Below are 21521 nucleotides of genomic sequence, written 5' to 3'. Positions count from 1 at the left end.
CCTTCATGGCGTCCTCTCGCAACAAGCGCTGGCTCGGTCTCGGTGTGCTCCTGTTGGCGGTCGGCTCGGCGACCGCGTTGGCGATCGTCAAGCCGTGGAAGAAGCCGCCGCCGGTGCAGTCGGAGCGGCTCGGCGCCAACCTCGAGCTGGCCGCGGGCGAGGTGCTGCTGACCACCGCGTCGGGCAGCGAGCGCCTGCTGTCGCGCACGCCGCTGCCGGAGACTGCCGAGCTGTCCACAGGGCCAGGTGCGCGCGCGCTGGTCCGCCTGAGCGACGGCTCGCGGGTGTTCCTGCGCGACGGCACGAAGGTGAAGATCGCCGGCGGCGTGGCCCTGCAGGCCGGTCAGATCTGGGTCGAGGCGCCGCCGCTCGAGGAGGGTCAGAAGGCGGTGGTCCACACCGTCGGCGACGCCGAGGTGTCGCTGTCGGCGGGCGGTGCGAGCCTGTCCTTCGAGTCAGGTGAGGCGCAGGTCTACGTCGCCGAGGGGCTGGCGATCGTCAGCGCGGCGGGCGGTCGCGCGGAGGTCGAGGCCGGCGAGCGAGCGACAGTGAAGGGCGGGGCGCCGACGGTCGAGCCGGTGGCGTTCTGGGACGACTGGACCGGCGGCATGGGCGATCGCGCGGGCGGAGGCCTCCGCGCGGGCGCGGGCTCGGGGGCGTTGTACGCGGTCGACCGCGCGGCGCCGCCGGGGACGCCGGCGCTGCCGCTGTCGATCCAGCGCCAGACGGTGCGGGTGGCCCTCGAGGACGAGATCGCCGAGACCCTGGTCGATCAGCGGTTCTTCAACCCGTCGGGCACGGCGGTCGAGGGCTGGTACTGGTTCACTGTCCCCGAGGATGCTCTTTTGGTCAGCTTCGCGCTCGAGACCAACGGGCAGCTGGTCGAGGGCGAGATCGTCGAGCGCAAGCAGGCGGCGGCGACCTACGAGGCGGCGGTGCGGCGCGACAACGATCCGGCGCTGCTCGAGTGGATCGACGCGCGCACGGTGCGGGCGCGCATCTACCCGGTGCCGCCGGCGGGCGAGCGGCGGGTGGTGCTGCGCTACCAGCAGCTCATGGTCGAGAGCGAGGGCAAGCGCCGCTACAGCTATCCGCTGGCGGCCCCGCGCGGGCGCGAGGCGGCCAGCATCGAGGAGTTCTCGCTCGAGGTGCAGCTGCGCCGCGGGCTCGAGCAGGACTACGAGCTGGCGACGCTCGGCGAGGCGCGGGTGTCGACCGACGGCCGGCAGGTGACGATGCGGCGCTCGGGTTACACGCCCCGCGCCGACTTCGAACTCGAGCTGACGCGCAAGTCCGACCGGACGCGGGTGCCGCTGCGGGCCAATCGCTTCAGCGCCGGCGGCGACCAGGCCAGCTACGTGATGGTCCGCTTCGCGCCCGACCTCGACATGGCCAAGCTGCCAGCGCCGCGCGGCGACGTGGTGGTGGTGGTCGACACCTCGGCGGCTGGCGATCCGTCGGAGCAGCAGACCAAGCTCGCGGTGGCAGAGGCGCTGCTGCGCAGCCTGTCGGCCGGCGACAAGTTCGCGGTGATGAGCGCCGACGTGGCGGCGAAGGTGCTGTACCCGGAGGAGGGCCTGGCCGAGGCGACGCCGGAGGCGATCAGCGCGGCGCTCGAGCGGGTGGCGGCCCACGCGGCCGGCGGCGCGACCGACCTCGGGGCGATCTTCGAGCAGGCGCTGGCGCGCGTGCACGGGCTCGAGCAACCGGCGGTGGTGTACGTCGGCGACGGCCTGGCGACGTCGGGCGAGCGCAGCGGCGAGGCGCTGGCGGAGCGGCTGCGGCGGTCGATGACGGGCTCGCGCGCGCGGCTCTACACCGTGGGCGTCGGCTCGGAGATCGATGCGGCGATGCTCGGTCGCCTGGCTCGCGTCGGCGGCGGCGAGGCGCTGCGGGTCGAGGGGCCCGAGCAGGCGGTGGTGCGCGCGCTCGAGCTGTCGGGCGCGCTCAAGACCCCGACGATCACCGACCTCGAGCTCGGCCTCGGCGAGGGCCTCGACGACGTGTTCATCAGCGCCGGCGGCAAGCTGTCGCGCGGGCAAGAGCTGGTGCTGCTGGCGCGCACGCACCACGACCTGCCCGACAAGGTCACGATCTCCGGCCGGCTCGGCGGCGAGGCCTTCACCAAGGAGTACCCGCTCGCGTACGTCGGCGGCTCGCTCGACCGCATGGTGCCCAAGCTGTGGGCCGCCGAATACATCGAGCGCCTGCTCGGCGACAGCCGCGGGCTCGAGGCGGTGCGCGGCAAGATCCTCGCGCTCGGGCTCGAGTACGGGCTCATGACCCCGTTCACCTCGTTCCTGGCGCTCGACAGCGAGGCGGCCTACGCCCAGCAGGGCATCCAGCGTCGCCGCCGTCAGCTCGGCGGGCTGCAGCTGATCGCCGATGCGACATGGCTCAAGGGGCAGGAACCAAAGAGCAGCACCGTCGTCGGCATGATCGCGGCCGCAGCGGCGGCGCCGTTCGGCTGCAACAGCGCGGGCGAGGCTGCTCCGGCGGTGCAAATGGAGGAGCGGGTCGCCAGTGGGCCGCCGCCGGTGTCGGCGAGCACGCCCGCCGACGCGCAGCAGGCCACGAAGGCGGAGCCGGCCCCTCCGCCCTCGGCGGCGCCGGTGGCCCCGGGCGGGGCGCTCGGCGGGCTCGGCAACGCGGCGCCGTCCGAACCCGTGAGCGAGGCCGAGAAGATGGCGCCCATGGAGGAGCCGCGGGTCGACGACGATCTCGCGGCCGCGCCCCCGCCCGCGGCGATCAAGGGGGCGTCACGCGGGGCGGGCGGCGGCAGGAAGGATCTGGCGAGCGCGAACAAGCCCGCGGATCTGCCCGACTTCGACCGCAAGTCGCCGATCACGAAGTCACCGCCGAAGACGCCGCAGCCGGTGATCTCGCCGGTGCCGCGCGGGCTCAAGTTGCCGTGCTCGGACGCGGCGGCGCGCAGCCTGGCCCACCGGCGGATCTTGTGGCAGAAACGGCTGGCTGACCGATCGGACATGTTCTCGGCGCTCAACGCCTACGAGGCGGCGGCCGGGAGCTGCGAGATCGGCGGGTGGAAAGATCAGCGGGTGTTCCTGCAGCTGCTGCACGAGCGCGCGGCGACCGAGGCCGACATCGGCCTGCTGCTCGGGCACTTCGCCGGCGAGCCCGACGCGCGCAACTACCTGGCGCGCGGGCTGCTGCGCCGGCTGGTCGATCAGGGGCTGATCGGCGCGGTCGAGCGGGCGATGTTCGGCGCGGGGGTCGACTGGAACGACCTCGACAGGCAGCTGCAGCTGGTGGTCGGCGCCGACGCGCCGACGCGCAAGCTGCAGATGGTGCAGGCGGCGCTGTTGCGCAGCCCGGGCGACCCGCAGGGCGAGCGGCGGCTGATCCAGCTGCTGAGCGAGCAGGGCAAGCTCGAGGAGGCGCTGGCCCGCGGCCGGTCGCTGCGCGAGCAAGGGTTGATGACGCCGGTGCTGGCGCAGCAGATCGGCGAGGTGTTCGTGGCCCACGAGCAGGTCGACGAGGCCCAGCGGATCTTCTCGGAGATCGTCGAGTTCGACGCCGACAACCCGCAGAGCCGCGCGCTGCTCGGCGACATCTTCCTGCGCCACGGGTGGTTCGAGCGGGCCTACCGGCAGTACGAGGATCTGGTGGCGATCCGGCCCGACGATCCGACGGCGTCGATCCGGCTCGCGCGGGCGGCGGCGGGCGCGGGGCGGGTCGACGAGGCGCTGCGGCTCTTGCGACAAGTGGCGGCCGGCGAGGGGCGCCCGGGGGCGGACGATCCGCGACGGTTCGCGCGTCTGCACGCGGCTGTGCTGCTGGCGCGCCTGCTCGCGGCGCCCGACGCGAAGATCCCCGAGGCCAGCGTGGCCCGCGAGCTCGGGCGCCTGCAGTTGTTCGCCGGCGCGTCGAGCTGGACCTTCCTCGTGTGGGACGACCTCGGCGTGCGCCTCGCGCTCACCGCCGATCCGTCGGCGCCGCTGGCGGGCGACGTCGCCGACGCCGGGATCACCGGGCTGTTCGCGGTCCAGGTGCCGGCCGGCGGGGGCCCGACGTTGCAGGTCCGACATCAGGGCCACACCCTCGGCAGGCCGGTGAGCTACGAAAGAATCACCGTCCACTTCGACGGCAAGGCGTTCAAGGTCGAGCGTGAGAGCGGCCGGATCGCCGCCGGAGACGCCGCAGCGGCCGCGGTGGCCGACGGCGGGTGAGCACGGTCGCACGCGGACGCGGACAGGACGGGCGGGGGGCCGTGGTATACCCCCGGTCCGCGGCGAACCGCGCCAACGGCCTATTTGGCCAGGACACCTCACGGAAAGCGACAGGGCGATGGCTGAAGCGATCAAAATGAACGACAAGGGCCTGCAGGTCCCCGACCAACCGATCATCCCGTTCATCGAGGGTGACGGCACTGGCGCCGACATCTGGGCCGCCTCGGTGCGCGTGTTCGATGCCGCGGTCGCGCGGGCCTACGGCGGCAAGCGCAGCATCGCCTGGCGCGAGGTGCTCGCCGGCGAGAAGGCGTTCAAGCAGACCGGCAACTGGCTGCCGCAAGAGACCCTCGACCTGTTCCGCGACTACCTCGTCGGCATCAAGGGCCCGCTGACCACGCCGGTCGGCGGCGGCATCCGCAGCCTCAACGTCGCGCTGCGCCAGATCCTCGACCTCTACACCTGCCTGCGCCCGGTCCGTTACTTCGCCGGCGTGCCCTCGCCGGTGAAGCGGCCCGAGGCGACCGACATGGTCATCTTCCGCGAGAACACCGAGGACATCTACGCGGGCATCGAATTCCAGCAGGGCACCGAAGAGAACGAGAAGTTCAAGAAGCTGTTCTCGGAGGCGTTCCCGGCCCTCTACAAGAAGGTCCGCTTCCCCGACACGGCGGGCTTCGGCGTCAAGCCGGTCTCGATCGAGGGCACCGAGCGCCTCGTCCGCGCGGCCATCAACCACGCCCTGCAGTACAAGCTGCCGAGCGTCACGCTGGTCCACAAGGGCAACATCATGAAGTTCACCGAGGGCGGCTTCCGCGACTGGGGCTACGCCCTCGCGCGCAAGGAGTACGGCGCGGTCGACCTCGACGGCGGGCCCTGGCAGATCATCCAGCGCGGCGATCACAAGCTCGTGATCAAGGACGCGATCGCCGACGCGTTCCTGCAGCAGATCCTGACCCGCCCCGACGAGTACTCGGTGGTCGCCACCCTCAACCTCAACGGCGACTACATCTCCGACGCGCTGGCGGCCCAGGTCGGCGGCATCGGCATCGCGCCGGGCGGCAACATCAACTACGTCAGCGGCCACGCCATCTTCGAGGCGACCCACGGCACCGCGCCGAAGTACGCCGGCCAGGACAAGGTCAACCCCGGCTCGGTCATCCTCTCGGGCGAGATGATGTTCCGTTACATGGGCTGGGACGAGGCGGCCGACCTGATCATCCTCGGGGTCGAGCGCGCGATCGCGGCCAAGACCGTGACCTACGACTTCCATCGCATGATGGAGGGCGCGACCCTGAAGAAGTGCAGCGAGTTCGGCGACGAGATCATCAAGCACATCCAGGACGCGCCGAAGTCGGCCGCCTGAGCCGCATCGCCGCGTGAAGCTTCGCCCCCGCGTGGCTCCGCACGGAGCGCCGCGGGGGCGAAGTCATTGGGTCGACTCGGAGGGCGTGCTGTCCTCGGGGACATGTCCGTTCGCGTCGTCACCCCGGCCTGTCGGCGGCTCGCAGCTCGCGCCGGCCTCGCGCGGGCCGTGGCTGGCGCGCGGGTGCGACTTGTGGCCGGCGCGGCTGCGGTGGCGCGCCTCCTCGATCGAGTGCGAGCGGCGGATGTCGCTCTCGTGCTTCGCGATCTCGGCCAGCTTGTGATAGTGGCGGTGGATGACGTCGAGCTCGGCCTCGGACAGGTTCTCGATGTCGATCAGGCGGTTGGACGCGCCCTCGAGGGCCGCCACGATCTCGTTGAGCTTGAGCTGCACCGCCAGCGACTCCTTGTTCTGGGCCCGCTGGATCAGGAACACCATCAAGAAGGTGACGACTGTGGTGCCGGTGTTGATGACGAGCTGCCAGGTGTCGGAGAAGGCGAACAGCGGGCCCGTCACCAGCCATACGACGATCGCCAGGACCGCCAGCGCGAACGCCCACGAGCTGCCCGACCAGCGGGTGATGTGACCCGAGGCGCGCTCGAGCGTGCGGCCGAGGCTGCTGCGCGGACGGTGCGGGTGGCTCACGCCCTGCGCCTCGCGATCTCTACGAGGAAGCGGCCCAGGTCCTCGGCCTGGCGGTCGCGGTCGTGATGCGCGAGGACGTGGGCGCGGGCGGCCTCGCCCATGCGCGCGCGGCCGTCGCGACCGAGCGCCGCGAACGCGCGCAGCTTGGCCAGCGCTTCGGCCGGGTCGCCGGGCGTGAAGGCCAGGCCGGCACCTGACCCTTCGACCAGGCGCTGGGCCTCGCCGCGCACGCCGAGGAGGATCGGCTGGCGCATCGCCATGGCCTCGAAGATCTTCGACGGCAGGTAGCGGGCGAAGGTCGGCTCGTCGCGCAGGATCACCGCGCTGACGTCGGCCGCGGCGATGAGGCCCGGGACGTCGCGCCGCGGCACGGAGGGCAGGATGTGGACGCGATGACCGACGCCGAGCGCGGCGACCTCGTCGACCAGCGCCGGCAGGCCGACGCCGTGGCCGACGACGACGACGTGGAAGTCGTCGCCCGGGCCGGCGAGCGCGGCGGCCCGCGCGAGCAGGCCGACGTCCTGGGCCATGCCGATGGTGCCGCAGTAGAGCAGCAGCAGCGCGTCTTCGGGGATCCCGAGCCGGGCCCGCAGCGGCGCGGGGGCGGCGTCGGCGGCGAACAGGGCGGTGTCGATGCCGTTCTTGACCACTGCGATGCGCTCGCGCGGCACGCCGCGGGCGACGAAGTGGTCGACGAAGCTGTCGGTGACCGAGACGACGCCGGCGGCGCCGCGGTAGAGCGTGGACTCGACGACCTCGAGGGCGCGCACGATCGGGTGCCCGGGCTTGAGCGCCCCGACGGCGACGATGCCGTCGGGCCACAGGTCGCGCACCTCGAGCACGAAGGGGACCCGGCGCAGGCGGGCCAGGGCCAGGCCGGCGACGCCGGTGAGGATCTGCGGCGAGGTGGCCAGTACGAGATCGACGGCGGGCAAGCGCGCCGCGCCGAGGGCGATCTGAGATGTCGGAAGGGACATGTACCCGAGGCCACGTTGCAGGACGCCGCGGCTGGCGGCCGGGAGCGTCGGCACGCGGTGGACGTCGATGCCGTCGATCCGCTCGCGGCGGTACTCGGCCGCGCGGTAGCCAGGGTAGATCTTGCCGTGCGGGTGGTTGGGCTGGCCGGTGACGACGTGTACTTCGTGGCCGGCCCGCACCAGCGCGCGCGAGAGCTCGTGGACGCGCGCCGCGGGGGCGTTGGATTCGGGCGGGAAGTAGTGCGAGAGGTAGGCGAGCCGCACGATCGCGCCGATGCTATCAGATCGACGAGCCCGACCGCGGGCGCGGGCTCGTGGCCCGGCGCGCAGGTCGGAATGCGTGGCGGTCGTCGAGCGACGGGGAGCGCCGGCGCGGGTAGCGACAGGGATGCGTGCAGCGAGCGCCGAATGCTTCGAGCTCGCGGGCGAACGGTCGGGCTGGCCGGAAGCGGGGGTGGCGAGCTGAACTTTGGGACAGGCCGCTTGCGTGCCTCGGCGAGCCAACTGGAGAGGCGACCGGGTAGGCGAGGCCAGGCGCGCTGGCGCGCGTCGGGACTGTACTCCAGAATGCCATCATGGTTGGCATGATGGGGACATTCTTCGCAGTTCGCTGAGAATTGATGAAATCTGGGCGTAATTTCCCAGTATCGCGCATATGGGGTGTCGAGGCCTCGACTGCCAACGATGTTGGCGTAGCAACCGAGTTGGCCAATCGTGTTGGCTGGAGCGCGGCGCGCCCGCGGCGATTTTCTCAACGAGATCAACGCGGCCACCCGCTTGCAACCGGGGGACGGCAAGAACGGAGTCCATCGCCATGAAGTCCCGCGCAGTCCTGTTTTCCCTCGTGTCCGTGGCCCTCAGCGCGTGTCTCGAGCACCCGGTGGTCGGGGTCGAGCTCTGCAAGACCGAGAACAACGAGATCCGGATCCCGCTCGACGAGGGCGGCGACGTCGACATCCTGTTCGTCATCGACAACTCGGGCTCGATGGCCGAGGAGCAGGCGCGGCTGGCCCGCAATTTCGAGGCGTTCGCCCGCCGGCTCGACGAGATGGGCGCCCACTACAGGATCGGCGTCACCACCACCGACAGCGGCAACCCGCGCTGCGAGGCGGCCGCGACCACGCCCGAGGGCGGCGACCTGGTGCTGCGCAGCTGCCTCGATCGCCTGGGCGAGGGCGCTTTCCAGTTCAACGACGTCGACGCGGCGTTCGCCTGCACCGACGTGTGCGGGCTGACGGGTGAGGCGCTGGCGATCACGCCGACCAGCACCGACCTCGACCCCGAGCGGCGGGCGCGGCCGTGGATCGAGAAGATCGACGACGTCAGCAACCTGCCCGCGGGGGTCGAGGTGGCCGACGCGTTCGCGTGCTTCGGGCCGCAGGGCATCAACGGCTGCGGCCACGAGCAGCCGCTGGAGTCGATGTACCTGGCGCTGAAGAAGGCGCTGGCGCCGAGCGAGGACCACTATGGGTTCATGCGCGACAACGCGTTGCTGTCGGTGGTGCTGGTGACCGACGAAACCGACTGCTCGTTCGAACCTGCCTTCAGGGACATCTTCATCGACGACAAGACGTTCTGGGAGGACCCGAGCGGGCCGACCCCGACCAGCGCGACCTGCTGGAACGCGGGCGTGCAGTGCAGCGGGCCGGGGCCGGTGTACGACGGGTGCGAGCCGGCGAACTACAGCATCGACGGCGAGCCCGGGGCGGCCGACGCCGACGCGGTGCTGCGGCCGCTCTCGCGCTACGTCGAGCTGTTGGCCAAGATCCGCGCCGACAAGCAGATCATCGACCCCAGCCGCGAGGTGCTGGTGTCGCTGATCGCCGGGGTGCCTGCGGGCTATGAGCGTGGCGAGGCCGACATCGTGTACGCGGAGGCCGAGGCCGGTTCGGTGCAGGACCTGAACTTCGGCATCGCCCCTGGCTGCGTCAACAACAGCGACGGCAGCGGCAGCACGGCGGTCCCGCCGGTGCGCGAGCGCGTGGTCGCGGAGGCGTTCGCGGGCGAGGATCGCAACCTCTACTCGATCTGCGAGGACGACTACACGCCGGCGCTCGAGGGCATCGCCAAGCAGATCGAGCGGGCGTTCCGGCCGGTGTGCGGGACGACGATGGTCGCGGACCGCGACCTCTCCACCGAGGCGCTCGACGCCGACTGCAAGATCCAGCAGCGCGTCGACGACAAAGTGATCGACCTGCCGCCGTGCCTGCCGGTCGGCGAGGAGGACTGGGAGGTGCCCGAGGGCAGCTCGGTGTGCACGATCGTCCTCACCGACCCGCGCGGCCTCACGCCGAGCAAGCGCGACGACATGTCGAAGATCAAGGACGCCGAGACCGGGGAGGAGGCGGTGCCGTGCGACAACGACGACACCAACGTCGAGTTCAAGCTGCGCCGCGCCGGGCCGCGCGTGCGCGGGGCGACCTATACCGCGACCTGCCTGCGCGACGCGGCCGAGGAGTGCTAGCGCCGCGGCCGGGGCTGACGGGCCTTCGCGGGCCGCGTCCGTTCGCGCCTTGCTGGCCTGTGCCAGGGCGCGCGAGGGCTGCTTGAATGCCGGTCATCACGCGAGCGAGGTCGGTGAACCTCGGGGGCGCCTTGTGAGTGAGGGCGAGCGGGAGCGGCGGCGTGGTATGCTGGCGAGGATGGTTTCAGCGGTCCGCCACGCCGCCGTGTGCCTGCGGTCATCGGAGAGCCGATGGCCGCGGCGCGCGACGGGCGAGCGCCGCGACGCAGGTGGAGTTCGATGATGAAACTCAAGAGCAGGTTTCTTGGGACATGTCTCCTGGTCGCTGCAGTCGCGTCGGCGCCCGACCGCGCGTCGGCGTGTTCGAGCGAGGTCCCCGAGCCGGGGCTCTCCGTCTGGGAGATCGGAAACCCGCCGGACAGGCTCTACACCGCCTCGGGCGGGGTCTTCTCGCTGTACGGCTACCTGTACGACGTGGAGCCCGCGGACGCCACGGCGCTGGTGGACGTCGCGCTGACGCTGGACGGCGAGGCGCAGGCGACCGAGGTCGAGGTGCTGCGCCTGAGCCCGACCCCCATCGCGGGCGAGCCTGGGTGGACGGTGGCGATCGTGGTGCGCCCGGTCGAGCCGCTGCAGGCGGGCGAGTACCAGGTGACCGTGGGCAACGTCGACGACGACGAGGCGACCTTCCCGCTGACAGTCGAGGCCGAGCCGGTGGCGGTTCCAGGGCCGCCGACGGCCCAGGTGATCAAACCGGAGGAGGTCACCGCGGGCTACGACGACCGGGTCTGCTGTGAGTCGCAGCTGACCAGCAGCTGCGGCGACACGGAGCGGTGCTCCTTCACCTCGATTTCCAAGGTCCCGGCCGTGTACGTCGAGCCGTCGTCGCTGCCGCCGGCGCAGGCGGGCAGCGCCCTGGTTTGGGTCCAGCGCCTCGACGCCGCGGGACAGCCGGACCCGGACAGGCGGTTCACGTACCCCGCGCGCCACGACGTCAGCTGGACGGTCGAGTTCGCGGCGGCGCAGGCGGAGTACTGCGTGGTGCTCGGCGTGACCAACCTGGTCGATGGGACATCCGTGTCGGGATCGCCGCAGTGCCTGTCGCGCGAGGAGGCCGGCGAGCCGTACGTGGAGAGCGACGAACCGACCGAGGAGGAGATCGAGTCCTGGGAGTGCGTGGGGCCGCTGGAGTACGACGACGGCACGCCGTTCGGCGAGGAGCCGCCGACGAAGAAGTCCGGCTGCCGGATCGGCGCAGATGGCCAGGCGTGGGCATGGTTGGCGGTCCTGGCCGCGCTGGGGCTGCGGCGACGTCGACGCTGATGCGGGCGCGGCACTTCGCCGCCGAGGTGTCGGTCGCGTCACGCGGGCTGGGCTGACTTCGTCGAGCTTCCTGGTCGGGCCGGGGTCGCGTCGGCGCTGACACGCGAGGTTCACTGCGTCGCGCGCCGTGGCATGGCGACGCGCCCCGGTTCGTACGGTGTGATTTGCCGCGCCGTCGTGTTCGTCGGCCCCGGGGCGCGGTCGCGTGACCCGGGGGACGGCGCGGGGTATCGTCGGCGGGCGTGACGTACTCCGAGCGCCCGTGGCAAGCCCCCGCCAGCCGTTCGGCGCGGCATGGGCGGGCAGGGCTCGCGCGTCAGCTGGGGCTGGGGCTGCGGGCGTTGCGGGCGCGGCAGTGGGCCCACTTCGTGCCGCTGCCGCTGGCCGGGGCGCCGCTCGGGGACATGCTCTCCGGGACATGTTCGATGGGACCTGTCCTCTGGGGCATCCTCGCGGGCGCGCTGTGTCTGGCCTGCGCCTACGGGCTGAACGCGCATGGCGACCGCGGCTCCGACGCGCCGGGCAAGAACCCGCTGGTCGGAGCCGAGGTGGGGAATGCGGCGCTGGTGCCGGCGCTGGCGTGCGGGGTCCTGGCGATGGTCGCGGCGGGCCACAGCGGCGGGCTCGGGGCGGCGGCGGTGAGCCTGACGACGGGGGCGCTGTACAGCGTGGGCCCGCGGCTCAAGCGGCTGCCGGGGGTCGGGACGCTGGCGAACGCGGCCATCTTCGCGCCGCTGCTGGCGCTGGTCGGGGCGCCGCGAGAACCTGGCTTTTGGGGCATGTCGCTGGTGTTCACGGCGCTGCTGCTGCAGAACCAGCTGGTCCACGAGCGGGCCGACGTCGGCGAGGATCGGCGCGCGGGCGCCTACACGACGGCGCAGTGGCTCGGGCACGCAGGCGTGGCCGCGGCCGGGCGCTGGCTGGCTGTGGGGGGCTCGCTGGCCGCGGCGGCGCTGCTCGGCCCGTGGCCGGCGCTGGGGGGAGCGACGGGGCTGGCCTTCGGGGCATGGCTGATCGGTCAGGCCGATCCAGCGCGGGCGCGGCGGCGACACCGGGCGCTGGCGCTGGCGACGGGGGCTGTGATCTACGCGCTGGCGCCGGGAGGTGCGGGGTGACGGTGCAGGGAGCGCGGGAGGTACGAGCGTCGGGAGGTCATGGGTACGGGGCGTCGGCCGCGGGAGGTGCGGGGTGACGGCGCTGGTGAAGGCGCGCGACCTGGTGCGGCTGGGGGTGGCGCGGGCGGTCGGGCGAGCGCTGCCGTTCAGCGTCACTTTCATCCTCACGCACCGGTGCAACTTTCGCTGCGAGTACTGCGAGATCCCCGAGCGCGCCGCCGAGGAGATGAGCGACGCCGAGTTCTGCGCGGCCATCGACGAGCTGCGGGCGGCCGGGATGGCGCGGGCCAGCTTCTCCGGCGGCGAGGTGCTGCTCCGCCGCGACGCGCCGCGCATCGTCGGCCACGCCAAGCGGGCCGGCTGCTTCACGTCGATGAACACCAACGGCTGGCGCACGGGCAATGTCTTGAGGGACATGTCGGGGCTCCTCGACATGGTGGTGCTGTCGCTCGACGGGCCGGAGCCGGTCCACGACCTGGTGCGCCGCCGGCCGGGCTCGTACGCGCGGGTGATCGCGGCGATCGAGCAGGCGCGCGGGCTCGGGATGTCGGTGGCGACGATCACTGTGGTGGGGCCGTGGAACGTCGCGCGGATCGAGGAGATCGCGGAGCTGGCGGGGTCGCTCGGGGTGTGGGCGTACTTTCAGCCGGCGCACGAGGAGTGCTTCGACGCCGAGGCCGGGCTGCACCCGGCCCTGACGCCGGCGGTGCTGGCCGAGGTTGCCGACCGGCTGGAGCGCCTGCGTGCGCGCGGGTTGCCGCTCGGAGCGTCACCTGGCTTTTTGCGCAGGTTGCGACGGGCGCCGCGCTTCCACGACTGCGCGGCCTGCCACGCCGGGCGCTACTTCGCCACGGTGATGCCGGAGGGCTGGGTGGTGCCGTGCCACCTGACCTCGGGGACAGGCAAGTACCTGAACGGCCGCGAGGTCGGGTTCGCCCGCGCGTTCTTCGAGATGCCGCACCCGCAGGCCGGAGACGGCTGCGCGATCAGCCCGTACGTCGAGACGGACCTGATCTTCCGCCTCGACCCGCGGGCGATCGCGGCGGCGCTGCGCCGCGGGGACGGGGCGCCCGGGCGCGCAGGTGGATGACCTGTCCTTCAGGGCATGTGGCGGGCGGTCTCAGCGTCGAACACGGCCTCGCCGGCGCGGGTCATGCGAAAGTACAGGTCGTCGTCGGTGTCGAGGCGGCCGTCCTGGCCGCGCGAGCGCAGCTCGAGCAGCCATTCGCCGTCCAGCGGGCGGAGCACGAGGGGGCGCTGCCAGGGGTCGAGCGGCTCCAGGCGGCCGCGGCGGCCCGGGACGCGCAGCTCGGTCAGCGGATCGCCCTGAGCCAGGCTGGCCTGTAGACCGTCGAGGTCGAGGTGCGCCTGCTGTTCGAGCAGCGCGGCCGAAGTCTGCAGCTCGTCGCGCGCGGAGTCGAGGCAGGCGTATCCGCGGCAGCCGGGGCCGAGCATGTGGCGCACTGCGCAGGTGACGGCGAACAGGAAGACGAGCAGGCTGAGGCCGTCGAGGACGGGGCGGACGAGGCGCTGGGACACCGGGGACACCTGCGGCGTTCGGTTGCAGCGGGCGTGCCAGCGAGAAATCGCGGTTTTAGGGGCGCAGGCCGGGGTGCCCAGCGACAATTTGGCGCGCGAGCGGGCGAGAGCGCGACGGGGCTGTCACATGTCGCAATTCCCGGGGGCGGCCGCCGACAGCGGCTCGCACGAGGGGCCGCATCATCACGAGTGGCGCGGCCGGCGGCGAGGATGTCTCTTCGGACAGGCTCGTGGAAGCGGCGCGCTCGCAGGCGCGGGGGCGGCGCTTGTGAGCTGTCTTGGATCGCGAGGGCGCCGCGTCGTCACGAGCGATGCGAGGGGGGCGAAGATGGCCCGTCGGACAGGCCCACGCACTCGCAGACCGCGGCGAGTTGCATCTGTCCTTTCGGACAGGAGAGCTCGAGGCTCACTCGTAGGCGGCGCGGTTGGCGGAGAAGACGAACCTTGCGCCTGGCTTTTCGGACAGGCTCCAGATCCGGTCGCCGGCGAGCATCACTGCCTTGGGCGTGTCGATCCAGCCGTGGGGGACGCCGGGGCCGGCGGCGGGGACGACGTGGAGCGCGCCGGTATCGCCGGGCGGGGTGCTGCTCGACAGATAGAAGGTGCCCTCGCTGCGGGTGATGCCTTCGATCTGGCTCTCGCCGGTGTAGGCGGCCGAGCTGGCCCAGGTGATGACGGAGGGCAGGCGGCCGGTGACCGGGTCGATCGGCCAGGTGAAGACGCGGCCGTCGATGGCGCTGTCGCAGGCGGAGACGCCGTCGCAGAACTCGCCGACGACCAGCTCCGGCGGGCTCGTGCTGCGATCGAGGGCGACGGTGGAGAAGCGCGGGGCGCAGCCGGACGCGGGCTTGTAGGCGCCGACCTGCATGGCCACGTAGGAGTAGAGGCCGCCGTAGTAGTCGTTGACCTGGGAGTCGTAGCCGACCTTGTCGACGCCGGCGTTGACCGCGAGCAGGCGCGACATGTCGAACACCCGCAGGCCCTGGGTCGGGTCGGCGAGGTAGAGGGTGTCGCCGTACCAGGCGATGCTGCCGGCGCGGATCGGGACCGGCTTGAAGTCGACCGGGTCGCCGGGCACGGGCTCGACCAGCAGGATGTGGCGCAGGCTGAAGTCGGGCGCGCCGGTGAGGTCGACCAGGCTGACGCGCACGCCCTTGTCGAAGGAGAGCATCGCGAGCTCCTTGGCGAACCACCAGCCGATCAGGACGACCTCGCGGCCCTCCAGCCGGCCGTCGTCGTAGGCGTCGGCGCTGCCGCTGAGGCCTTGCGGGACCCACCAGGCCTTGTTGAAGTCCTCGTCGTCCCAGCGGAACGCCAGCTCGAGCGCCTCGACGTCGCCGGGCACGGTCGGCGCGGGCTCGGCGACGTTGTTCAGGTCGGCCAGGATCTCGGCGATCGTGCGGGTCGGCAGCGTCTCGGCGAGGGCGTCGGCGAGCGGGCCGAGGTTGTCCCACTCGGGGGCGCGCGTGAGCGCGAAGTTGCAGCGGTCGAGCGGCTCGAGGCCGCTGCCGGGCGCGCCGCTCGGGCCCTCGGGGCAGATCGGCGTCTCGTCCTTGCACGGGTCGACGACGGGCTCGCCGGTGGTCGAGGTGTCGTCGGTGGTCGAGGTGTCGCCCGTGGAGGTCGTCGGCACGACCGGCTCGGTGGTGCCGGTGGTCGAGGTCGACGTCGTCTCGTCGCCGGTGGTGGTGGTGGTCGGCGGGACGGCGGTGGCGCCGGTGGTCGTGCTGGTGCTGGTGTCGTCGCCGGTGACGGTCGCGGTGAGCTGCGGGGGGTCGTCGGAGAAGCAGGCGGCGCTCGTGAGGGCCAGGAGCAGCAGGCAGCGGGACATCCCGCAAAGCCATAGCACCGTGATTCGACGTGCGCACCGGCCGACGCGCCGGCTTCGGGATGCGAGATCGCTCAGACGGGGCTCGCCAGCGCCAGATCGACGGAGAACGCGGCCGCGCCGGCGTTCGTGAGCAGCAGCGGGATCCGCAGCCACGCCTGCGAGGGGGCGCACACCTCCGGGTCGCCGCCGCACAGCACCGCGTCGACGCGCACGAGGAGCTCGCTGCGGACCTCCGATGTGGGGAGTTCGGCGACCGCGAGATCGAGCTCCACGGACATGTCGGATCGGCCCTGTCCCGAAAGCGTGATGCGCTCGGCGGTTGTGACCAGATCGGAGCGGCGCGAGACCTCGAGCGCGAGCCGCTGCGGGGCGCCGTCGTTGAACTTCCAGCCCGCGGGCGCGAGCAGGCGCAGACGGCCCGTCACGCGGCCGGGCGCGAGCGCGGGGGCCTGCTCCAGCACGAGGTCGAACCAGCGCGTGGCGGCGGCGGCGGCGAGCGGCGGCGGCGGCTCGTCGCTCGGAGTCGGCACCGGCGGCGCGCCGCGGACCTCCAGCTCGCCCTTGAAGCTGCCATCGGCGGCGAGGCGGACCAGGCGATGGTGGCCGGTGTCGGCGACGAGGAGGTCGCCGTTCGCCAGGACCGCGAGGCCGCCGGGCTCGCGCAGGGACTCGTGAGCTGTCCCGAGAGACAGAGTCGAGACGAGGCCGGCGCGGCGGTCGAGGCGGCGCAGACGGTCGTTGAAGGTGTCGGCGACGAGGAGGTCGCCGTCCGCGGCGACTGCGACCGCGAGCGGGTGCTGCAGCCGCGCGGCCGCGAACGGGCCGTCCTCGGCGCCCCAGTCGAACAGGCCGGCGCCGACGAGGGTGCGGGTGTCGCCGCTGGCGAGGTCGAGCTCGCGGATCGCCGAGGTCTCGCTGTCGGCGATCCACACCCGGTCGCCGGCGCGCGCGAAGCCGGACGGCTGGGCGAAGCAGGCGACCCGCGGCGGGCCGTCGACCAGCGCCTCGCGGCCGTCGCCGGCCAGCATGTCGACGGTGAAGCCGCCGTCCGCGGCCGGGACGAGCACGCCGAGCTGGTGCGAGCCGGCCAGACACACCAGGATCCGCTCGCCGTCGAGGACGAGGTCCCAGGGCGAGCGCAGGGCGGTGGTGCGGGCCGGTGAGGGGCTGGCGATCGGGACATGTCCCATGGAACCTGTCCCGGCGACCGTGTCCAAACGGTCATGCACGAGGTCGGCGCGGACGACGGTGTGGTTGCGGGCGTCGCAGATCCACAGCGAACCGTCGCCCGACCAGGCGAGGCCCTGCGGGTCGTCGAGGCGGGCCTCGGCGAATGCGCCGTCGCGGTGGCCGCGGTGGCCCGAGCCGATCGTGACGAGGACGTCGCCGTCCGCCGAGAGCACGAGGACGCGGTGGTGGCCGGAGTCGGCGACTGCGATCCGGCCGTCGCCAGCGACCGCGACCTTGCCGGGGAAGGCCAGCGGACGCGGCGGTGGCGGCTCGCCGCGCGGAATCGTCAGCGGCTCGCGGGCGAGGGTGCCGTGGGCTTCGCCCTCGGCCAGGAGCCCGCGGACGAGGGTGTCGAGGGCGGCAGGGTCGGGCTCGCCGGGGGCGACGGCGGCGATCGTGCCGTCGGGGCGGACGACCACGAGGGTGGGCCACGAGCGGATCGCGTAGCGCTCCCAGATCGCCAGGCCGTCGTCGACGACCACCGGGTGGGCGACGTCGTGGCGCGCGATCGCGTCGGCGACCCGCTCGGGGGCAGCCTCGCCGGGGAACTTGGCCGAGTGGACGCCGATGACGACCACCGGCTTGCCGGCGTAGCGCCGCTCGAGGTCCCGCAGGACCGGCAGCACGTGCATGCAGTTCACGCAGCAGGACGTCCAGAAGTCGAGGACGACGACGTGACCGCGGAGCTCGCGGAGTCGCAGCGGGCGAGTGGTGCCGAGCCAGGCGCGGGCGGGCTCCAGCTCGGGGGCGCGGAGGCGTTCCATGGCGGGACGCTAGCCGACCGGGGGACGCGGGCGAGGACCGATGCGCGTGAGGTGGCGTGACGTCCGGGGTGTCGCCGAACGTGATCATGCGGACCGGCGGCGGTTGAAACAGGGGGGTCCGGGCACTAGGCTTTGCCCGCGATGCAGCCGTTCCCCTCGCTCGTGCTCCGCGCCGGCGGCGCGGCCGCCCAGGGGGCCTTCGCGGAGGCCCAGGCGGCGTTCCTCGACCCCGATCCGGCCACCGTGCGGCGGCTGCGCGAGCTGCTGGAGGCCAGCGGCGCGGGGATCGTGGCCCACTTCTACATGGACGCGGAATTGCAGGGCGTGCTGTTCGCCTGCGACTGGCCGCACATCCACATTTCCGACTCGCTGGTGATGGCCGACCGGGCGCTGCAGATGGCCCGCGACGGCGCGCGGTCGATCGTGGTGCTCGGGGTCGACTTCATGTCGGAGAACGTCCGCGCGGTGCTCGACGCCGCCGGCTTCGAACATGTCCCGGTGTACAGGGTGGCCGAGGAGGCGATCGGCTGCTCGCTGGCGGCGGCCGCCGAGGCGCCGGCCTACGCGGCCTACCTGCGCCGCGCGGCGCAGACGCCCGATTCGCTGCACGTCGTGTATATCAACACCAGCCTGCGCACCAAGGCGTACGCGCAATCGCTGGTGCCGACGATCACCTGCACCTCGTCGAACGTGATCCAGACGGTGCTGCAGGCGTTCGCGCAGGTGCCCGAGGGCCACGTGTGGTTCGGGCCCGACACGTACATGGGCGAGAACCTGCGGGCGCTGCTGACGAGCCTGGCGGAGATGGACGACGCGGCAGTGCGCGCGCTCCACCCGGCCCACGACGCGGCCAGCATCCGCGCGCTGCTGCCCCGCTTCCACCACTTCGAGCAGGGTTCGTGCATCGTCCACCACATGTTCGGCGCCGAGGTGGTGCGCCGGGTGCAAGAGCACTACGCCGACGCCCACGTCACTGCCCACCTCGAGGTGCCGGGCGAGATGTTCGCGCTGGCGCTGGAAGCCCAGCGCGCCGGCCACGGGGTGGTCGGCTCGACGTCGAACATCCTCGACTACATCACTGCGCAGGTGAAGAAGGTCGGGGATGTCCCCGGGGACAGGTCGCCGGTGCGCCTGCAGTTCGTGCTCGGGACCGAGGCCGGGATGGTGACTGCGATCGTCCACCAGCTGCGGGCGCTGCTGCAGACGCTGCCGCGCCCGGTCGAGGTCGAGATCGTGTTCCCGGTGGCCGACGCGGCGGTGGTAGCGACCGGCGACGTCCACCTGCCGCTGGTGCCGGGCGTGGCCGGCGGCGAGGGCTGCTCGACCGCGGGCGGCTGCGCGACCTGCCCTTTCATGAAGATGAACTCGCTGGACGCGCTGCTCGAGGTGCTGGCCCGCGCGCCGGAGGCCGGCGACAAGCTGGTGGCGTTCGCGCCGCGCAAGTACGTCGAGAAGATCGGCGAGCAGACGATCGCGCAGCTCGGCGAGCTGCCGATCCGCCACATGCGCGAGTTCTCGCGCACCAAGCAATTGCCGGCGGCGCTGGTCACAGACATCCGCGCGCGGGGGCTGTCGGCGGCGTCGTAGCGGGGCTCCGTGCGAGAGACGACGCGCGGGCTCTCGAGGCCGGCGCGTCGCGGCGCGTGATTCACCAGCCGAGGTGCTCGCCCAGCGCGGTCACCAGGTTCTGGCCCATGGCCTCGTGCGTGGCGACGCTCGGGTGGCCGTCGCAGCCCCAGCCGTTGGCCTGCGCATTGATGTCGGCGAAGGCGACGTCCATGTCGCCGGCCTGGTGGCGCTGGTCGACTGCGCTCTGCAAGTAGCCGGCGACCATCGTCGCTTCGTCGCCCCACAAGAGCGGCGCGACCGGGAGTATGAAGGCGTCGGGGTAGACGTCGCGCAGGTGGGTCAGGAACGCCACGTAGGCCGGTACGAACACGTTCTCGGCGGGGTCCTTGTCGGTGCTGAAGTCGTTGGTGCCGAGGTTGATGACGACGACGTCGGGTTGCCAGCGCGCGTGGTCCCACGCGGTGCCGCCGTCGCCGGCGATCGTGCGGTCGTAGATCTGCGGCATCGGCTCGAACACGTCGTCGCCGTAGTTGTTGACCATGCCCTTGCCCGACCAGGCGACCGTGTGCAGCTCGGCGCCGACGGCCCGCGCCGCGACCGCGCCGTAGGTGAGCCAGTGATTCTCGGTCTCGGCCGAGAAGCTGCAGGGGGAGATGCCCTCGTTGCCGTAGCCGCAGGAGATCGAGTCGCCGATGACCTGGATCCGCCGCGTCACGGGCGGGGGCGAGAGCAGCTCGCCGGTGATGTCGAAGCCGAGGACGGTGGTGACGCCGAACGAGCCCTCGGTGCGGCGGTACAGCTCGACGGTGTGCTCGCCGGGCGCGAGGCCGGTCGCCAGCGGGTAGGTCTGCGCGCCGGGCTGGGTGTTCAGCGGCGGCTGGACCGCGCCGTCGACGACGACGGTGAACCATCGACCATTGTCGTCGAGGCTGACGTGGAGATCGGTGCCGTCGAAGCGGACGACCGCGCCGACGCCCGACCAACTCATGCGAATGGCGCTCGGATCGCTGTCGTCGTGGCGGCCGACGTAGTGAATCCCGGGCGGACGGGCCGGCTCGCCGGTGGTGCTGTCGTCGGTGGTGCCGGTGGTCGTCGTCGTAGGATCGACGGGGTCGGTGGTGCTGGTGGTCGAGGTCGTGGGCGCGGCGGTGTCGGTGACGGGCTCGTCGCCGCTGGTGCCGACGGTGTCGCTCGAGGCGGTGGTGCTCGTGCTCGCGTCCGCGGTGGAAGTCGAGGCTGTCGAGGTGCCGGTCGAGGCGTCGGTGTCGCCGGGGTCGCCGCCGCCATTGCAGGCGACGAGCAGCAGCAAGGAGATCGAGAGCGTCCGCATGGCGCAGCGAGTCTATCAGCGGCTCGCGAGGCGCACGGCGGCGCGGGCCCGCGCGGACCTTCGCGGCTGCGGACCGGTGCTCACCGATGTCGCCGCCGGGCCCGAGCGAAGTGGATAGTCACCTGTCCCGAAGTGCAGATGAGCGCGGCGTGCCCGGCGAAGCAGACTTCGCGCGAGCGCGGCCGGTGGTTTGAAGATCAGCCGGAGCGATCGGGCGGGGGCTCAAAAAATCTCGGCGATCAGGCAGCGCAGGCTGCCGCCGGCTTTTTCGAATTCGTCGACCTCGACCGGGAGCAGGCGGAAATCCCAGCTCTCGAGCGCGGCGCGCGAGGCCGGGCGGAGCGCGCGGAAGGCGGTGGCGCTGAGCATCAGGTCGCGCTCCGAGACTGCGATGCAGTTGGCGGCGAAGGCCTGCTTCTCGGCGTCGTCGAGCTCGAGGGTGCGGCCCTCGTAGGCGCGGGCGATCGCGGCCGGGACCTCGGGGTCGGCGAACGAGCCGGGGTGGAGGACGCAGGCGCGCCCGGCCAGCACCGCGAGGACCACGTTGGTGTGGTACTCGCTCGGCTGCAGGGCGAAGCGGAAGGTCAGGCGCAGGCCGAAGGCGGTGTGCATGGCGGCGCACCCGAGCTCGTCGGCGCGCTGGCTGAGTCCGCACAGGCCGAGGCCGCGCCGGCGGTCGATCACGAGCGGGCCGGTCAGCTCGGAGACGCCTGGCTTTTGCGTCATGTCCGTGAGGGCATGTCCGAAGGTCCAGGTGAAGAGGTCGCGCACGTCGTTGCGGGCGGCCTCGGCGCGGCGGACCGGGTGGCGCATCGAGCCGACGATCAGGCGGTCGGGGATGGTGGCGAAGGCGTTGTTGGTGAACACTGCGTCGTCGAGGCCGTCGCGGCCGGGGAAGACGAGGACGGGCAGGCCGCAGGCGCCGAGGGCCCGCACGAGGCCGTGGTGCTGGGCGAAGGCGCGTTCGAGGTCGATCTCGCCGGCCTGCATGTAGGCGTTGTCGGTCGCCTCGGGGCTGATCCGGAAGCCGATCGGGCTGACGACCATGGCGGCCGACATGGTCGGCTTGCCCCACGCGCCGCGGGCCTCGATCTGCTCGGGGAGGGCGGCCAGGAAGTCTGCCGGACTGGTGACGATCATCGGCCGCGCATGCTACCACCCGGGGCCGGGCGACTGGC

General features: G+C 72.5%; 14 protein-coding genes. 7 read left to right on the top strand and 7 right to left on the bottom strand.

Going from position 1 to position 21521, the window contains the following annotated elements:
• Window positions 1–5 precede the first annotated feature (5 nt).
• Both OV090_RS05040 and icd read left to right on the top strand, forming a co-directional pair.
• Entirely contained in the window at window positions 6–4190 is a 4185-nt protein-coding gene (locus OV090_RS05040; protein WP_267702327.1) for a VIT domain-containing protein, read from the top strand.
• A 118-nt stretch (window positions 4191–4308) separates the two neighbouring features.
• Window positions 4309–5556, top strand: a complete 1248-nt coding sequence (gene icd / locus OV090_RS05035; RefSeq protein ID WP_267702326.1) for an NADP-dependent isocitrate dehydrogenase — start codon at window positions 4309–4311, stop codon at window positions 5554–5556.
• Window positions 5557–5619: 63 nt separating this feature from the next.
• Here the strand turns inward: icd and OV090_RS05030 are convergent, their stop codons facing one another.
• Both OV090_RS05030 and OV090_RS05025 read right to left on the bottom strand, forming a co-directional pair.
• Window positions 5620–6201 carry a low affinity iron permease family protein gene (locus OV090_RS05030; RefSeq protein ID WP_267702325.1) on the bottom strand — a complete coding sequence of 194 codons (582 nt, stop codon included), beginning with the start codon at window positions 6199–6201 and terminating at the stop codon, window positions 5620–5622.
• Window positions 6198–7442: a glycosyltransferase family 4 protein gene (locus OV090_RS05025; protein WP_267702324.1), complete on the bottom strand. Its 1245-nt coding sequence runs from the start codon at window positions 7440–7442 to the stop codon at window positions 6198–6200. Before OV090_RS05025 ends, OV090_RS05030 begins: the two co-directional genes overlap by 4 nt.
• A 550-nt stretch (window positions 7443–7992) precedes the next feature.
• Here OV090_RS05025 and OV090_RS05020 point away from each other — a divergent pair.
• The 4 genes from OV090_RS05020 to OV090_RS05005 all read left to right on the top strand — a co-directional run bounded on the left by OV090_RS05020 (window position 7993) and on the right by OV090_RS05005 (window position 13170).
• Window positions 7993–9642 (top strand): vWA domain-containing protein, encoded by a 1650-nt coding sequence (locus OV090_RS05020; RefSeq protein ID WP_267702323.1) that lies wholly within the window; start codon window positions 7993–7995, stop codon window positions 9640–9642.
• Between the two features lie 282 nt (window positions 9643–9924).
• Window positions 9925–10965, top strand: a complete 1041-nt coding sequence (locus OV090_RS05015) for a hypothetical protein (RefSeq protein ID WP_267702322.1) — start codon at window positions 9925–9927, stop codon at window positions 10963–10965.
• 242 nt (window positions 10966–11207) lie between these two features.
• Window positions 11208–12080 carry a UbiA family prenyltransferase gene (locus OV090_RS05010; protein ID WP_267702321.1) on the top strand — a complete coding sequence of 291 codons (873 nt, stop codon included), beginning with the start codon at window positions 11208–11210 and terminating at the stop codon, window positions 12078–12080.
• Between the two features lie 73 nt (window positions 12081–12153).
• On the top strand, window positions 12154–13170 hold the full coding sequence (locus OV090_RS05005) for a radical SAM protein (protein ID WP_267702320.1): 1017 nt from the start codon (window positions 12154–12156) through the stop codon (window positions 13168–13170).
• Between the two features lie 8 nt (window positions 13171–13178).
• On the opposite strand, the gene OV090_RS05000 is transcribed toward OV090_RS05005, so the two are convergent.
• The 3 genes from OV090_RS05000 to OV090_RS04990 all read right to left on the bottom strand — a co-directional run bounded on the left by OV090_RS05000 (window position 13179) and on the right by OV090_RS04990 (window position 17444).
• A complete protein-coding gene (locus tag OV090_RS05000) occupies window positions 13179–13619 on the bottom strand; it encodes a hypothetical protein (RefSeq protein ID WP_267702319.1) in 441 nt (146 codons plus the stop codon).
• A 406-nt stretch (window positions 13620–14025) separates the two neighbouring features.
• Window positions 14026–15450, bottom strand: coding sequence for a hypothetical protein (locus OV090_RS04995; RefSeq protein WP_267702318.1), 1425 nt, complete (start codon window positions 15448–15450; stop codon window positions 14026–14028).
• 71 nt (window positions 15451–15521) lie between these two features.
• Complete coding sequence (locus OV090_RS04990; protein WP_267702317.1) at window positions 15522–17444, bottom strand: thioredoxin-like domain-containing protein; 1923 nt, start codon at window positions 17442–17444, stop codon at window positions 15522–15524.
• 141 nt (window positions 17445–17585) lie between these two features.
• On the opposite strand from OV090_RS04990, the gene nadA reads away from it, so the two are divergent.
• Entirely contained in the window at window positions 17586–19031 is a 1446-nt protein-coding gene (gene nadA, locus OV090_RS04985) for a quinolinate synthase NadA (protein WP_267702316.1), read from the top strand.
• A gap of 61 nt (window positions 19032–19092) precedes the next feature.
• Here the strand turns inward: nadA and OV090_RS04980 are convergent, their stop codons facing one another.
• Together OV090_RS04980 and OV090_RS04975 are read right to left on the bottom strand one after the other, a co-directional pair.
• Window positions 19093–20343, bottom strand: a complete 1251-nt coding sequence (locus tag OV090_RS04980; RefSeq protein ID WP_267702315.1) for an SGNH/GDSL hydrolase family protein — start codon at window positions 20341–20343, stop codon at window positions 19093–19095.
• 222 nt (window positions 20344–20565) lie between these two features.
• Window positions 20566–21483 (bottom strand): arginine deiminase-related protein, encoded by a 918-nt coding sequence (locus tag OV090_RS04975; RefSeq protein WP_267702314.1) that lies wholly within the window; start codon window positions 21481–21483, stop codon window positions 20566–20568.
• Between the last annotated feature and the right edge of the window lie 38 nt (window positions 21484–21521).

This window comes from Nannocystis sp. RBIL2 (assembly GCF_026626745.1).
Taxonomy (GTDB): domain Bacteria; phylum Myxococcota_A; class Polyangia; order Nannocystales; family Nannocystaceae; genus Nannocystis.
Note: the sequence above shows the minus strand (reverse complement) of the source record. Positions and strands in the feature narration are given on the sequence as shown.

Excerpts from the sequence above, each read along its gene's own strand:
- OV090_RS05040 (WP_267702327.1), top strand. The coding sequence starts at position 6 with ATGGCGTCCTCTCGCAACAAGCGCTGGCTCGGTCTCGGTGTGCTCCTG.
- icd (WP_267702326.1), top strand. The coding sequence starts at position 4,309 with ATGGCTGAAGCGATCAAAATGAACGACAAGGGCCTGCAGGTCCCCGAC.
- OV090_RS05020 (WP_267702323.1), top strand. The coding sequence starts at position 7,993 with ATGAAGTCCCGCGCAGTCCTGTTTTCCCTCGTGTCCGTGGCCCTCAGC.
- OV090_RS05015 (WP_267702322.1), top strand. The coding sequence starts at position 9,925 with ATGAAACTCAAGAGCAGGTTTCTTGGGACATGTCTCCTGGTCGCTGCA.
- OV090_RS04995 (WP_267702318.1), bottom strand. The coding sequence starts at position 15,450 with ATGTCCCGCTGCCTGCTGCTCCTGGCCCTCACGAGCGCCGCCTGCTTC.
- OV090_RS04990 (WP_267702317.1), bottom strand. The coding sequence starts at position 17,444 with ATGGAACGCCTCCGCGCCCCCGAGCTGGAGCCCGCCCGCGCCTGGCTC.
- nadA (WP_267702316.1), top strand. The coding sequence starts at position 17,586 with ATGCAGCCGTTCCCCTCGCTCGTGCTCCGCGCCGGCGGCGCGGCCGCC.
- OV090_RS04980 (WP_267702315.1), bottom strand. The coding sequence starts at position 20,343 with ATGCGGACGCTCTCGATCTCCTTGCTGCTGCTCGTCGCCTGCAATGGC.
- OV090_RS04975 (WP_267702314.1), bottom strand. The coding sequence starts at position 21,483 with ATGATCGTCACCAGTCCGGCAGACTTCCTGGCCGCCCTCCCCGAGCAG.